The 14,173-nt window shown below is 32.9% G+C and carries 13 protein-coding genes; 4 read left to right on the plus strand and 9 right to left on the minus strand.

The genetic code is table 11. The features are described 5' to 3' along the window. From ACIQ11_RS04070 to ACIQ11_RS04080, 3 genes are all read left to right on the plus strand, one after another. The coding region (locus ACIQ11_RS04070) for a TonB-dependent receptor domain-containing protein (protein WP_396153046.1) at positions 1–1,160 on the plus strand (1,160 nt) is incomplete at its 5' end. A 143-nt stretch (positions 1,161–1,303) separates the two neighbouring features. After that, positions 1,304–2,476 (plus strand): hypothetical protein, encoded by a 1,173-nt coding sequence (locus ACIQ11_RS04075; RefSeq protein WP_396153048.1) that lies wholly within the window; start codon positions 1,304–1,306, stop codon positions 2,474–2,476. Between the two features lie 152 nt (positions 2,477–2,628). Then, positions 2,629–2,979 carry a toxin-antitoxin system YwqK family antitoxin gene (locus tag ACIQ11_RS04080; protein WP_396153050.1) on the plus strand — a complete coding sequence of 117 codons (351 nt, stop codon included), beginning with the start codon at positions 2,629–2,631 and terminating at the stop codon, positions 2,977–2,979. A gap of 52 nt (positions 2,980–3,031) precedes the next feature. On the opposite strand, the gene ACIQ11_RS04085 is transcribed toward ACIQ11_RS04080, so the two are convergent. The 5 genes from ACIQ11_RS04085 to ACIQ11_RS04105 all read right to left on the minus strand — a co-directional run bounded on the left by ACIQ11_RS04085 (position 3,032) and on the right by ACIQ11_RS04105 (position 8,442). Then, positions 3,032–3,745: a 3'-5' exonuclease gene (locus ACIQ11_RS04085; protein ID WP_396153052.1), complete on the minus strand. Its 714-nt coding sequence runs from the start codon at positions 3,743–3,745 to the stop codon at positions 3,032–3,034. A 2-nt stretch (positions 3,746–3,747) separates the two neighbouring features. Next, a complete protein-coding gene (locus ACIQ11_RS04090) occupies positions 3,748–4,905 on the minus strand; it encodes a serine hydrolase domain-containing protein (protein WP_396153054.1) in 1,158 nt (385 codons plus the stop codon). A gap of 169 nt (positions 4,906–5,074) precedes the next feature. After that, on the minus strand, positions 5,075–6,760 hold the full coding sequence (locus ACIQ11_RS04095) for a T9SS type A sorting domain-containing protein (protein WP_396153056.1): 1,686 nt from the start codon (positions 6,758–6,760) through the stop codon (positions 5,075–5,077). A 3-nt stretch (positions 6,761–6,763) separates the two neighbouring features. Continuing rightward, complete coding sequence (locus ACIQ11_RS04100) at positions 6,764–8,110, minus strand: hypothetical protein (RefSeq protein WP_396153058.1); 1,347 nt, start codon at positions 8,108–8,110, stop codon at positions 6,764–6,766. Between the two features lie 5 nt (positions 8,111–8,115). Then, complete coding sequence (locus ACIQ11_RS04105; RefSeq protein WP_396153060.1) at positions 8,116–8,442, minus strand: hypothetical protein; 327 nt, start codon at positions 8,440–8,442, stop codon at positions 8,116–8,118. A gap of 126 nt (positions 8,443–8,568) precedes the next feature. Here ACIQ11_RS04105 and ACIQ11_RS04110 point away from each other — a divergent pair, with 126 nt between their 5' ends. Further along, positions 8,569–9,930 carry a kelch repeat-containing protein gene (locus ACIQ11_RS04110; protein ID WP_396153062.1) on the plus strand — a complete coding sequence of 454 codons (1,362 nt, stop codon included), beginning with the start codon at positions 8,569–8,571 and terminating at the stop codon, positions 9,928–9,930. A 201-nt stretch (positions 9,931–10,131) separates the two neighbouring features. Here ACIQ11_RS04110 and ACIQ11_RS04115 read toward each other — a convergent pair whose 3' ends face one another. The 4 genes from ACIQ11_RS04115 to ACIQ11_RS04130 all read right to left on the minus strand — a co-directional run. Beyond that, positions 10,132–11,295 carry a class I SAM-dependent rRNA methyltransferase gene (locus ACIQ11_RS04115; RefSeq protein WP_396153064.1) on the minus strand — a complete coding sequence of 388 codons (1,164 nt, stop codon included), beginning with the start codon at positions 11,293–11,295 and terminating at the stop codon, positions 10,132–10,134. 113 nt (positions 11,296–11,408) lie between these two features. Beyond that, positions 11,409–12,065 (minus strand): CoA transferase subunit B, encoded by a 657-nt coding sequence (locus tag ACIQ11_RS04120; RefSeq protein ID WP_396153066.1) that lies wholly within the window; start codon positions 12,063–12,065, stop codon positions 11,409–11,411. 89 nt (positions 12,066–12,154) lie between these two features. Continuing rightward, a complete protein-coding gene (locus ACIQ11_RS04125) occupies positions 12,155–12,853 on the minus strand; it encodes a CoA transferase subunit A (protein ID WP_291242732.1) in 699 nt (232 codons plus the stop codon). Positions 12,854–12,861: 8 nt separating this feature from the next. After that, the coding region (locus ACIQ11_RS04130; RefSeq protein WP_396153068.1) for a transglycosylase domain-containing protein at positions 12,862–14,173 on the minus strand (1,312 nt) is incomplete at its 5' end.

The following is a 14,173-nucleotide window of genomic DNA, read 5'->3' on the forward strand; positions in this document are numbered from 1 at the left end:
CAAGTATCGTTTATAGATTTTTCTCAACAAAACCAGTAGTTTCTGGATATCAAGTTAATGTAGATTTAGAAAACATTAATAATCAAATAATTTCAGATGCGGAAAATGGATTAATTAATGAAAATGAAGAATCTACAGGTGATTTTAAAAACAAGATAAATCAATATGTAAATGCTGGTTATGCTCATTTATTTTTGAATTTTGGAGAAAAAATTGAAATTAACGGAGGGATGCGATTTGAAGTTGCTGAAAGAACTTTAAAAACAAGAGAGCTTGGAAGTGCTTTCAATGATCCTTTCAAAAAGAATTCAGTTAAAAAAAATTATGTATTACCATCACTTAATGCAAAATATATAATTAATGACGCTTCTAATTTAAGATTTGCATCATCTAAAACAATAACAAGACCTGTTTTAATAGAAGCTTTACCAGTACAGATTGTTAATCCTGACGGTACAGTAGAAACAGGTAATAAAGATTTATTAGACACTCAGAATTTAAATATAGATTTAAAATATGAATTCTTCTCTACTAAAAAAGATATGATTGCAATTGGAGCATATGGAAAAAGAATTCAAGATCCAATTGAACGAGTATTTAAAAGTAGTGCAACTCAAATTATTACTTTTCAAAATTCTAAAATCGCTAATTTATTTGGAGCTGAATTTGAATTTATATTTAATATGGAGCATGTTTCTGATAAGTTAGAAAACTTCTCAGTTGGAATGAATGCAGCGTTAATGAAAACTAAAGTTGAAATTGCTGCAGAAAATGTTCTTGAGAATAACCCTACAAGAGACTTACAAGGTGCTTCAAACTGGGTAGTCAATGCAGATGCTAAATATGAATTTAAATTAGGAAATAAAATTTCTAATACAGCAACAATTGTATATGGAGTTAAAGGAAAAAATATTTATGCAGTGGGTACAAACGGTTTAGATCATATTTATGAAATGCCATTTCATAAGTTAGATTTTGTTTATTCAAGTAAATTAACCAAAAACTTAACGGCTAAATTTTCAGTTGATAATATTTTAAATCCATATCAAAAATTTGAATTAGGTAAAGAGAGTAAGGTTACAATATTAGAAAATACTTTAATAGTAGAAGATTTTAAAAGAGGCGTAGGCTTAGGTTTAAGTTTAAGTTATACTTTCTAAAAATAAAATCCTGTTTCGGCAGGATTTTTAATTTACAGAAAATTTACATAGCCAGAAATTCTTAAATTTTTAATAATATATGGTTAACGATATCATTAAGCAGTCAACATAAATTTGTATAACAAACTAAAAAACAAAATAACATGAAAAAATTAGTATTAAGCTTATCAGTATTAAGTTTATTATTCGCAAGTTGTTCAGAAGATAATGACGAAACAACAACAACAAAAATCCCAGTAGTTGGTGAAATTTCTGGTGATTTAACGACAAACAAAACATACCCTTATGGAAATTACACATTAAGTGGTATTGTCAAAATTCAATCAGGTGTAACCTTAACTTTTGAAGCAGGTTCTAAAATTACAGCTGATAAATCTAATGGAACTGATGCTTTAGTTGTTTTAAATGGTGGGAAACTTATTGTTAATGGTACTGCTGGCGAACCAGTTGTATTTACAGAAAGTTCTCAAGTACCAGGTTCATGGGGTGGTATAATCATGTATGGCGATGCTCCAATAGTTGGTGCTTCTTCTGCACCTTCAGCAACAGCTGAAGATGGGGTTTTAGTAAATGGGGTCGCTTTAACTTACGGAGGTTCTAATCCAACGCACAACGGAGGTTCATTAAAATACGTTCGTGTTGAATATGCTGGTAAAAAAATATCAGACGGTACTTCTGAAATGAATGGTTTTTCTTTTTATTCAGTAGGTTCGGGGACAGTTTTAGAAAACTTAGTATCATATAAAGGTGCAGATGATGGGTTCGAATTTTATGGAGGTACCGTAAGCGCAACTAATTTAATTTCATACGGAAACTTTGATGATTCTTTTGACTGGCAAGATGGCTGGAAAGGTCAGTTAAACTCTAATTGGTATGCGTACCAAACAGGAACTGGTAATTTTGGAATGGAAATTGAAGCTAAAACTGTTGATAACGCTTTTTGGCCTGTTATCTCTGGTATTACTTTAAAAAGAAGTACTGGAACAGTTGTGGAAACTCCAGGAGAATACGATGCTATTCAGTTTAAAAAACAAGGAAATGGATATTTTTCAAATATTTTAGTAGAAGGTTTTACTGAAGGTGTGTTTTGTAGAATTCAAGAAACTACGACTAATAACGCTCAAGTAACTGGTGGTAAAATTAAATTAACAAACTTTAAAATTAATGGAACTACTCCTCAAACTGGTTATGGTGGTTCTACAGCTTTCACAATAACTTTCCCTTCTGGAAATTTCACTACTTCAACTACTGCTACTGGTGCATCATTAACAAATGGTGCTTGGTCAACAGTAAATGGAGCTACTTTATTACAATAAATATCTCAAAATAAATATTAAAAAGCGGTCTTAATTAGATCGCTTTTTTTTATGTTCTTTTTTCCAATGTTACGAAATTGTTAAGTTTTTGTTTGGTTAATGTAAAAATATATTGTAGATTTACATCATTATTAATCATAACACCTATAATTATGAAAAATTTAGCCCTTATTTTTGGTTTAATTTTGTTTACTTCGTTCGGTTTTGCTCAAGAAACTGAGGCTATTGGAGAACAAATTTCTGAAAACACAGTAAAAGTAACGTATTATCATTCTAACGGTAAAGTAATGCACCAAGGAAATTATATTGATGGAAAAGCAGATGGTTTATGGAAATCTTATGATGAAACAGGTAATTTAGTTTCGGAAGGTTCTTTCGAACAAGGGAAAAAAACAGGTCTTTGGAATTTTTATACCACAAAAGCTTTAAGCGCAGTAGTTTATTCAGATAACGAAATTGCGGATGTGAAAAAGTTTAGTACCAATGCTTTAGCAGGAAACTAAAACGTAATTAAAATAAAAAAACCACGTAATGATTACGTGGTTTTTTTATACCTTATACTTTCAAAATTTCATCTGAAGTTAATAATTTTTGCAGTCGCAACTTCAATATTATTTGCGCTACAGCTATTACATCTTTTTCACAATACGTAGCAATTCGGTCAATATCTTTGTCTTTGTAGAACACTTTTGCTACTTCACTTCCATCAATATCATCTTTAGGAGAAGGAACACCCAACACTTTCGTTAATAATTTTAAAGAGGTGAAGTGTTTGTAATCGCCAAATTTCCATAATTCTAACGTGTCTAAATGCGGCACTTCCCAGGGTTTTTTGCCCATTAAATTTAATTTAGCTGGAATTTTTATTCCGTGAATTAACATTCGTCGTGCGATAAACGGAAAATCAAATTCTTTTACATTATGTCCGCACATCACGTGCTGTGGCAAATTAAAATGATTGTTTATCAAATTAGAAAAATCCAATAACAAACGTTCTTCATCTCCTTGAAAAGTGGTGACTCTAAACTGTCGTTCACCACTTTTTTGCGTGAAATAACCTACAGAAATACAAACAATTTTACCAAACTCAGCCCAAATACCGGCTCTTTCGTAAAATTCTTCAGGTGAAACCTCATCTTTTCTTTGATATTGCGTTTTGTGTGCAAAAAGTTCCTGAAAATCAGAATCTAATTCCGAAAAATGTTCCATTTCAGGAACCGTTTCAATATCTAAAAATAAAATATTGTCTAATTGAATGGTGTCTAACATACTTATTTCTTTTTAGTAATCATTTTTAAAGCTTCTTCTACATATACGTACAAATCGTTACTATGTGGATCAGTTGTCGTTTGTTTGCCTTTTAAATGACCCAATCGCACAATAATAACATCATCTTCTGGCAAGACAATAACAAATTGACCCAAATGCCCTCGCATATAAAATACACTTTTCCCATTTATTTGACGCAACCACCAACCATAACCATATTCTGGGCTATCCGAAAAACGCGGTTGCAATGATTTTTCCACAAACGAGCGTGCTAAAATTTGCTTGCCATTCCAAACCCCATTTTGTTTGTATAATTTTCCAAAACGAGCAAAATCGCGAGCGGTACTGGCAATACAACAATACGCTTTTTCAATTCCGGTGTCGGCTTCGTCTAATTGCCAAAGTGCATCGTTTTCTGCGCCCATAGGTTTCCAAAAATGCTCAGACACATAATTAGAAAGGTATTCACCAGTGGCTTTTTCAATACACATGGCTAATAATTGAGTAGCACCGCTTAAATAATTAAATTTTTGCCCTGGCTTATCTTTGATGCTCAAACCTAAAATAACTTCTTTTAATTGATCATCAAAATATGCCCGAGTTACTATAGAAAATGGACTGTAGTATTTTTCGTCCCAACTTAAACCAGATGCCATAGACGACAAATCGCCAACCGTGACTTCTTTAGCAAATTTGCCTTTTAATTTTGGGAAAAAATCGGTAACTTTTTGATTTAAACTTTTAATTTTTCCTTGCATTATAGCTTTGCCTAAAGCTGCCGAAACGATACTTTTTGCTATAGAAAAAGAATTGCTTTTAGTGGAGTTGGTGTACCCGTCAAAATAACTTTCATGCCAAATACTATCGTTTTTTATGATAAGAAACGCTACGGTTTGTAAGTTTTTATGAGTCGTATTTAATTTATCAGTAGCCGGAACGCTATTGTAATCTTTAGAAACCGACCAAGGTTGAGCCGTCCCTTTTTGAATGGTACGGTTTGGAAATTCTTTATAATCTTCTAAAAATGCAGTGGTATGTCCTTTGAGATAAATGGTTTTTACGGCACGAAGCAAATAATCTACATCAAAAATATATAAGATCAGAATAAAGCCAACGCTGCTTATAAGAAACCATTTAAAGAAGGTAAGTAACCGTTTCATAGGGCAAAAGATTTGATAAGCAATATAATAAAAATTATAATCAAACGCTTTCTTTCTAATGAAAAAATTAATACTTGATGAGGAAAAGTGTTTTTTTAAAGAAAAACCCTCTCAGAGTTTGAAACGCCGAGAGGGTTAATTGTTTTTCGAAAACTTGCAGGATAATAAACTAGTTTTTAATAATAGTATACCCTTTAGCTATATCGTTAACTTTTACCAAATAGTTACCTTGAGCCAGTTTTTCAATGTTTATAGTGCCTTCTAAAGCATTTACTTTTTCTTGTTGCACTAATTGACCAAGCATATTGTAAATAGCAATTGTTTCCAGTGCTACAACCGACCTAAAGTTTAAAGTACTTGATGTTGGGTTTGGATAAAGAGTAAACCCATTTAAAACAAAACTATCATTGCTTAAGTTTTGTGTTACAGTAATTGCAACCCTTGAACTTTCGCAGCCATTTACAGTTTGACTTACATAATACGTTGTTCCAGATACCAGCGTTGTGGTTAATGATAAAGGAGAGCCTCCGGTAGCTGTGCTATACCATTGTAAATTAGAACCTGTTACAGTTAAATTGGCTATAGTATCACCAGCGTTAAATGTTTGTGTAATATTTGCTGTTGGGGCTACTGATGTTTGATTTAAAATAATGTTTGCTGTTGTAAATGTACAACTACCATTAGTTATAACACATATGTAAACACCTGGCTGTGTTGCAGTGTAAGTATTAGTATTTGCACCGCTTATATTTACATTATCTTTTTTCCACTGATACGAATTAGAAGAACCGCTAGGCACACTTAAAATTTGAGTTCCACAAAAGTTTACTGTTCCATTTGGTTGTGATATAAATGTTGCCGATAGAACAGTTGGTTCGGAGGTTTTAGAACAGCTAGTTGAAGCTGAAGTAACTCTTACAGTATAAGAACCTACTGCAGTTGGTAAATGAGTTGCGTTTGTTGCATTAGCTATAAGATTCCCGTTTAAAAACCATTGATAACTTAAACCAGTACCCGTATTAGCTTGTAATGAAAAATTACTTGAACCACAAACTAAAATTTGACCAGATGGTGAAATTGTGGAGGTTGGTTGTGGTTTAAATATAATATTTATTGAATCGGTATAAGTACTATTTTCTAATGTAGCTGACACGTTAACACTTCCGGCTTGAGTCGGTGTAAAAGTAACGGTGTTTCCTTGACTTCCATCAAACCAAGTTGGAGTATAACCATTCGGGCCAGAATAAGTTAATGTAACACTTGAACCTTGACAAATTTCAATAGAATCACCCTCTGCGATAAGTTGTGCATTTGGATTAGCTCCATATGGAAAAACTGTTTTTTTGAATAAAGGTCCCCATAAATTATTTACATCTCTTGCTCTAATATTAAATAAAACAGGGCCGGTTGCCATATCCCAAGTGGCCTGAGTTCTAAAAACAGTTTCTACCGCTTCATCTAAAGCGCCGTCAAATGCAATAATTGAAGTTCCATTTCCTTCTCCTGGGTCAAAATTACCAAAGAAGTATTCGAATTTTGTTAATTTTATTTGTCTTGTAGTAAAAGTGTTATTATTAACAAAAACAGCTTTTTTAAATGTTGGCCCCCACTGATTATCACCGTCTTTAACTCTAATATTAAATAAAATTGGTCCTTGAGTAGTAAATGAATTTACTTGAGAAGCAATAATACTTTCTACTCTTTCATTAAATTGAGTGTCCTCCGATGTCAAAGTAGTTCCATTTCCTAAGCCTGGGTCTGTTGAGCCCCAATAATATTCGGCTGCTGTAATCACTGGGTTTTGTGCTACAACTACCTGGATAGATAAAAAGGCTATTACTAAATATTTTTTCATAGCTTAATTTTTATGATATCCTTTTGCTTTTATTTCTACATTTTGCCCTGGAAACAAATCGGCAGGGATATCTAAATCAAAAATAAAGGCTTTACTATTATTAGGATTTGCGGCATTATAATTTAACTGTGAAAAAGGACCTCCATTAATGCCTCTATCATTTATAGTTAAATCAATATCGTAAAAAGCATGGTTTGGATTTCCTCCGTCAATATCACTTGTTTGGCCCTGAATATTTGTTAAATTTAAAGGAGAACCAGATGTAGGAATAAGAAAAGTAGTTTGGAGACCGTTATATGAAAACTCAAAGAATCCTGGTGCATTAACATTTGGAAAGTTATTAGATCCCAAAGAAACCCATCCATAACACATAAAATTAGGGGGCATAGTTGGATTATTTTGACCATTGATATAATACCATCCGTAAGGTCCATTGCAACACCAACTCCAAGAAGGCATCCAAAAGTCATAGCTCATTAAATTATTTGGCATATTTGAATCATAGCTTAATTGAGGTAAAGAATTGGAACCGCAATTACCATAAGAAGCAGTTACAAAACCATTAATAAATTTATTACTTGAAAAAATTATATTGTATCTCGGAACACTAACAATAGATATATTTAATACACAATCAGTTGTAAATTCATTGTTTATAATATAATTTTTTAAATTTACATTCGCGTTCCATCTTCTAAAAGATAAATCTCGCATAGAATTATTTGCTATAACCACCGGATAATCATTATTATATACTCCAATCAAAAATTGTACTTGATTTGCAATTATTAAATTTCGGTCCGGTGTGTTAGGATTTTCTTGAGCTTCATCAAACAGTGAAATTTGTTTAGTTGTATTCTTCACTACATTGCCATTTTTAAATAAAATACCTTTTGTAACTTGATTTTCAATAAAATTTACTTGATAAAAATCATTTTCAAACCATAAATATTCTGAGATACAATTTATTATGCTTATTTTGCTTCTATTTGATATTGAACCACCAGTTATGGCGCTTGAGTTAAAAGAATAAATCCCCAAATTAAATCCAGTTATTTCTAATTTCATTCCTGGAAAACCAGCAATGGTAATGTTTGCATTAAAGTTAATTGTAGTGCCTGGTATTTGTGGCATAATTTGCAAGGATTTACCAATAATTAATGCAGCTTCATTATATGTGTTAGAAGCTACAACAATTCTATCTCCATTTACTGCAGCATTAACAGCAGATGTAATATTTGTAAATAATGTGGTTCCATTACCCGCAGATAAGTTTGGGTCAACAAAACGATCGATAGCATAGCTTTGAAAAGCAATGCTCAAAAGTAATAAAGTAGTTATTTTTTTCATTTTTTTTAATTTAGTAATTTATTTTCTGATATTATTCTATTCAAAGTTTCTATAGGAAAAACATCCAAAACAAGTTTCGCAATATAAGGGCAATGTTGCGTTTGGGGACATTCTTTCCAGTGTGTTAATGAGTAGTAACCAACAGTTCTTAAGTTTTCAGGATTTGCAATCTTTAAATAATTTATTCTATCGATTACATTTAAAATTAGAGCATTTTCAATTTTAATTTCTGTTTGATTTGCAACTGTAAAGCCATATTTAATTATCAATATTTCTTGAAAATATGAAAATTCAAAATAAGTTTCTTCACCAAGCGTTTTACATTGTTCCATAATTTTTTTTTACAATTCAAATTTAAATCGATACAATGGTCACTGCTCAAATATTATTGGAAATCATACATTCCAGTATTTTTATCTCTGTTAATTTGGTTTAATTTTGTAAATTAATGTTGAAAAATGAAAAACGCTTTTATTTATCTGTTAGCATTTACTTTCAGTGGTTTTACTTTGGCTCAAGAACTAAAATTTAGTCAAAAACCTAAGTTAATTTACGATTACACTCATAAAGAAGCAATACTGTTTAAAAACGATTCTGTAGTTTTTAAAACCAAACAAAAAAAAGAAGTTTCTATTTTTAAATCGGCTTTTCCTGGTAATTTTTATGAATACCTTTTCATAAATGTTGGAGGGCGAAATATTTTTGTTCATGAAGGCTGTGGTCCTGTATTAGAATTTAGAAACGATAGTTTAGTTCGTTTAGATAAATCTTATTTACATAGAAACCAATTTGGGGGGAGTTTATTTTCCTACAAAAATGAAATTTACTTTTTAGGCGGTTATGGCTTGTTTATGGTAAAAAAAATAGTAACAAAGTATAGTTTTGAAAACAAAGAATGGGATCTTGTTAAAACAAATGATGCAAATATACCTACGTTTACTAATTGTCTTTCAAAAGTTATTGATGACAACCTATATGTTTTTGGTGGTTTTACAAATGAAGCAGCTAACCATAAACTTTATGTTTTAAATCTAAAAACAAAAGAATGGAAAGTGTATAAGTCTAATATTTTCAAAAATTTCCAGACAATAACACAAAATCAAAATACTTTACTTGAAGAAGAAAACGGTTTTTATATCATCGACGGATACAAAATGTTTTACTTAGATATTAAAAACAATTGCATTAAGCAATATAAAAACAAATTATCAAAACATCACCCTGGAAACTTCATTTTAAAAGATAACATTTATGGTATATTTGAAATCAAAACTGACGAAAATTATAATTTTATCTTCGAAAAATACCCTTTAAAAAAACATATAAATAATATAAGTGATTTTATAGTACTAGATCAAATTTACTATGAAGACCACACAGAATTATATATTACAATTTGTGTTGTTTCCTTGTTACTAATAATCATATTGTACGTTATTACTAGAAAAAAATATTGGTTTATTTCAATCGTTTATAAAACCCCTTTTATTTACTGTATTAAAAAAGAGAAATTATTTTATAAGGGCAAATTTGTTACTGTTTTAAATAAATATGATATGTTACTACTAGAAAAACAATTTTTATCTAAAAATAATTTCTTTCCTTTAAGTGATTTAAATGACTTGTTTTCAGACAGTAAACAGCAAGACACAATGGATGTTTTAATAAAAAGAAGAGAAACTAAACTTAATGGCTTTATAAAAACTATCGCTGCAGTCTCTGGTTTAAGTTCTGAAAAAATATGTGCTTTTAAGAAAAATGAAACAGACAAAAGAATTAAAGAAATTCAAATTTTACCAACTGCAATTACATATATTTAATTAATAACAAATTGCAGTACTGAAATTGTTAATGGATAAATAATGTGAGATTCTTTCAGAATGACAAACAATGTGTAAAATACTGAATACTAAAAACGGAACACTTTAAAGTCATTGAGATTCTGAAACAAGTTCAGAATGACAAATCACCAGCTAACCACTTATAGCTAATTGCTAAAAGCTGACAGCTGACAGCTAAACTTACTCCACAAACAACACCAATCCTTTTAAATAATGCCCTTCTGGGTGGTAAATATTGGTGGGATGGTCTGGGCCTTGTTCTAATTTATGTAAAACTCTTATGTTTCTTCCGGTTTCTATGGCTGCTGCTGCAACGGTGTTGTAAAACAACACATCGTCAATTACTTGAGAGCACGAAAACGTGAATAATATGCCGTTAGGCGCTAAGGCTTTTAAACCGGCAATATTTAAACGTTTATATGCCTGCGTTGCCGTATGTTTGCTTTTGATGCTTTTCGCGAAAGCGGGAGGGTCTAACACAATAACATCGTATTGCTGCGTGTGTTCTTTCATAAAATTAAACACGTCGTCAGCTACGGCTGTATGGTTGGCTTTTGGGGAATTCAATTCCATATTACTGGCGGCTAAATCTACCGCTTTTTGAGAAATATCTACCGAAGTTACTAATTCCGCTCCAGCGTTCATCGCATAAATGGAAAATCCGCCTGTATAACAAAACGTATTTAATACTTTTTTACCTTTTGAGAATTCACCTAATAATTTTCGGTTGTCGCGTTGGTCTAAAAAGAAACCTGTTTTTTGACCTTCTACCCAATTTACAGAAAACAAAATGTTGTTCTCTTTCGCAACCGTTTCAGCTTTGTTTCCAAATAAGAAATAATCGGTTCCTGTATTCGGTAACGTGCCTGAACTTTTGCAATAAATGGTTTCACAATGTTCCGAAAAATTCGATTTTATCGCTTCGGCAATTTGCTCCATTTGAAGAAAAATTCCAGTAGAATGGGCTTGAATTACCCAATTTTTATCGTAATAATCAATAATTAATCCCGAAATTCCATCACCTTCTCCGTGAATAACGCGGAACGCATTAGTAATTTCAAAATCTAATAATTGAGTACGTAAATACCAAGCCGATTGGAGTTTGGTTGCCCAAAAGTTTTCAGTAAAAGTTTCGTCACCAAACGTCAAAATACGCACCACAATACTTCCTTTATCACTGAAATATCCGGTTCCTAAATGTTGGTTTTTTGAATCGACCACATCTACCATTTCGCCATCGTTTATTTCCCGACTTACGCCATACACAGCACCGCTGAAAATCCAAGGATGACGACGTTGAATGGATTTTTCTTTACCTGATTTTAGAATTACTTTTGCTCTCATATTACTTTGAAAAGACCTAACAGGTTTTAGAAACCTGTTAGGTCAGTATAAAATTTTTATAATTTAAAAATTAGTTACGCAACAACCAATTGGCACATTGACTAATTGACTAATTAAAATTTCATTTCCGGAATATCTCCTTCAATGATTAAATTCGCTTCTGTTGCTTTAATGATGTCTTCTACTGAAACACCTGGTGCGCGTTCTAACAATTTAAACCCATTTGAGGTAACTTCTAAAACCGCTAATTCAGTAACCACTTTTTTTACACAACCTACACCGGTTAATGGCAACGAGCATTTTTTTAAGATTTTCGATTCACCAGCTTTGTTAACGTGCATCATCGCAACGATAATATTTTCAGCCGAAGCTACTAAATCCATTGCGCCACCCATTCCTTTTACCATTTTTCCTGGAATTTTCCAATTGGCAATGTCGCCGTTTTCAGAAACTTCCATCGCACCTAAAATAGTTAAATCTACTTTTTGCGCACGAATCATTCCGAAACTAAAAGCGGAATCAAAAAAACTGGCTCCTGGCAAAGTCGTAATCGTTTGTTTTCCTGCGTTGATGATATCGGCGTCTTCTTCTCCTTCAAAAGGGAACGGCCCCATACCTAACACACCATTTTCTGATTGAAATTCAACCGAAATATCTGTACGAACATAATTCGCAACAAGCGTTGGTATTCCAATTCCTAAATTAACATAATACCCGTCTTTAACTTCTTGGGCGATTCGCTGTGCGATTTGATTTTTATCTAATGCCATAATTTAATGTGTCAATGTGATAATGTGTCAATGTGCCAATTCTTGAAGCTACTTCAATTGGCTAATCGGCTAATTGCCGCATTGACTAATTATTTTTGTCTCACCGTTCTTTGCTCAATTCTTTTTTCAAATTTCTCTCCTTGGAAAATACGGTTAACCATAATTCCTGGGATATGAATTTCGTTTGGATTCAACGTTCCGGCTGGTACTAATTCTTCTACCTCAGCGATAGTAATTCTTGCTGCTCCTGCCATACAAGCATTAAAATTTCGAGCAGTTCCTTTGAAAATTAAATTACCCGCTTCGTCACCTTTCCAAGCTTTTACTATTGAAAAATCGGCTTTATAGGCCAATTCCATTACGTGCATTTTTCCGTTGAATTCGCGTGTTTCTTTTCCTTCCGCTACTTCCGTTCCGAAACCAGCAGGTGTAAAAAACGCAGGAATTCCAGCTTGTGCGGCACGACATTTTTCGGCTAAAGTGCCTTGAGGTGTAAGTTCTACATCTAATTCGCCCGAAAGCATTTGGCGTTCAAATTCGGCATTTTCGCCTACATAAGAAGAAATCATTTTCTTAATTTGACGCTTTTGTAACAACAATCCCAATCCGAAATCGTCTACACCGGCATTGTTTGAAATGCAAGTTAAATTGGTAATATTTTTTTCTACTAATTCAGCAATACTGTTTTCGGGAATACCACAAAGTCCAAAACCTCCTAGCATTATCGTTTGTCCATCTTGAATTCCTTCAAGTGCTTCTTGTACGTTATTTACTTTTCTTGAAATCATAATATAAATTATAGTCCGTCTAATCCGTCTGTATCAGGTTGTGCATCTATTGGGGCTGCCGTGGAATCTGTAGCTGTAGAATCATTTTCAGATCTTCTTGGTTCAGCTGCGCAATCCACTTTAATAGACATATTTGCTGGTCTTTTAAATGGTTCTTGAGAAATAGTTAAGGTTTTATCTGCCAAACATTTGCGCATAAAAATACCGTAAATTGGTAAAGCTGTTGTAGCGCCTTGCCCCATATTTGTACTTGCAAAATGCGCGGAACGATCTTCATTACCCACCCAAACTCCAGCGGCTAAATTAGGAACCATTCCAATAAACCAACCATCAGAATTGTTTTGAGAAGTTCCTGTTTTTCCTGCAACAGGTCCTTTAATATTATAAGGCACACCCGTTAAAAAATTGGATGGTGCCGAAGCTGCCCAACGCAAACGAGAACCTGTACCAGATTCCGTAACGCCTTCCATTAATTTAATAACCGAATATGCGACATCTTTATTTACCACATCGTGAGATTCTTCGACGCCTTGGTAAATTACCACGCCGTTTTTATCTTCAATTTTAGTGATTAATTGCGGTTTAATATAAACCCCTTCGTTGGCAAAAGTGCTGAATGCAGCTACCATTTCTTGAACCGTAATTTCTACCGCACCCAAAGCAATTGCAGGGCGGTTTGGGATATTAGAAGTTACTCCTAAATTTTTTGCCATTTCCACAACAGCTGGCGCACCCACTTCCTGAATTAATCGTGCTGAAACTGTGTTTATAGAGTTTGCCAACGCTTTTTTCATAGAAACCAATCCACGGTATTTTCCATCTGAATTGTTTGGCGTCCAATCTTTATCGTTATTATCTCCTTTTAAAATGGTAAATGGCGAATCCATTATCATGTCGCAAGGCGATTTTTGTAACCTGTCAATAGCTGTGGCGTATACAAATGGTTTAAAAGTAGAACCTACCTGGCGCGCACCTTGTCCGACGTGGTCGTATTGAAAATATTTGTAATTAATTCCACCCACCCAAGCTTTTACATGACCCGTTTGTGGTTCCATTGCCATCATTCCAGTTTGTAAGAAATGTTTGTAGTAGATTATAGAATCTTTAGGTTTCATAATAGTATCTCTTTCGCCTTTCCAAGTAAAAATTTTCATTTTCGCAGGGACTTCAAAAGATTGTTTAATTTCAGCATCCGATTTTCCGTTGATACTCATAATACGCCATCTCTCCGAATTTTTCATGGCTTGATTCATTATTTTCTGAGTTTCCGCAGGCGTAATATCTAAAAATGGTGCCGTTGGATTGTCCTTTTGTCGGCGA

The sequence above is a fragment of the Flavobacterium sp. genome (genome assembly GCF_044361065.1).
Classification (GTDB): Bacteria; Bacteroidota; Bacteroidia; order Flavobacteriales; family Flavobacteriaceae; genus Flavobacterium.

Excerpts from the sequence above, each read along its gene's own strand:
- ACIQ11_RS04075 (WP_396153048.1), top strand. The coding sequence starts at position 1,304 with ATGAAAAAATTAGTATTAAGCTTATCAGTATTAAGTTTATTATTCGCA.
- ACIQ11_RS04080 (WP_396153050.1), top strand. The coding sequence starts at position 2,629 with ATGAAAAATTTAGCCCTTATTTTTGGTTTAATTTTGTTTACTTCGTTC.
- ACIQ11_RS04085 (WP_396153052.1), bottom strand. The coding sequence starts at position 3,745 with ATGTTAGACACCATTCAATTAGACAATATTTTATTTTTAGATATTGAA.
- ACIQ11_RS04090 (WP_396153054.1), bottom strand. The coding sequence starts at position 4,905 with ATGAAACGGTTACTTACCTTCTTTAAATGGTTTCTTATAAGCAGCGTT.
- ACIQ11_RS04095 (WP_396153056.1), bottom strand. The coding sequence starts at position 6,760 with ATGAAAAAATATTTAGTAATAGCCTTTTTATCTATCCAGGTAGTTGTA.
- ACIQ11_RS04100 (WP_396153058.1), bottom strand. The coding sequence starts at position 8,110 with ATGAAAAAAATAACTACTTTATTACTTTTGAGCATTGCTTTTCAAAGC.
- ACIQ11_RS04105 (WP_396153060.1), bottom strand. The coding sequence starts at position 8,442 with ATGGAACAATGTAAAACGCTTGGTGAAGAAACTTATTTTGAATTTTCA.
- ACIQ11_RS04110 (WP_396153062.1), top strand. The coding sequence starts at position 8,569 with ATGAAAAACGCTTTTATTTATCTGTTAGCATTTACTTTCAGTGGTTTT.
- ACIQ11_RS04115 (WP_396153064.1), bottom strand. The coding sequence starts at position 11,295 with ATGAGAGCAAAAGTAATTCTAAAATCAGGTAAAGAAAAATCCATTCAA.
- ACIQ11_RS04120 (WP_396153066.1), bottom strand. The coding sequence starts at position 12,065 with ATGGCATTAGATAAAAATCAAATCGCACAGCGAATCGCCCAAGAAGTT.
- ACIQ11_RS04125 (WP_291242732.1), bottom strand. The coding sequence starts at position 12,853 with ATGATTTCAAGAAAAGTAAATAACGTACAAGAAGCACTTGAAGGAATT.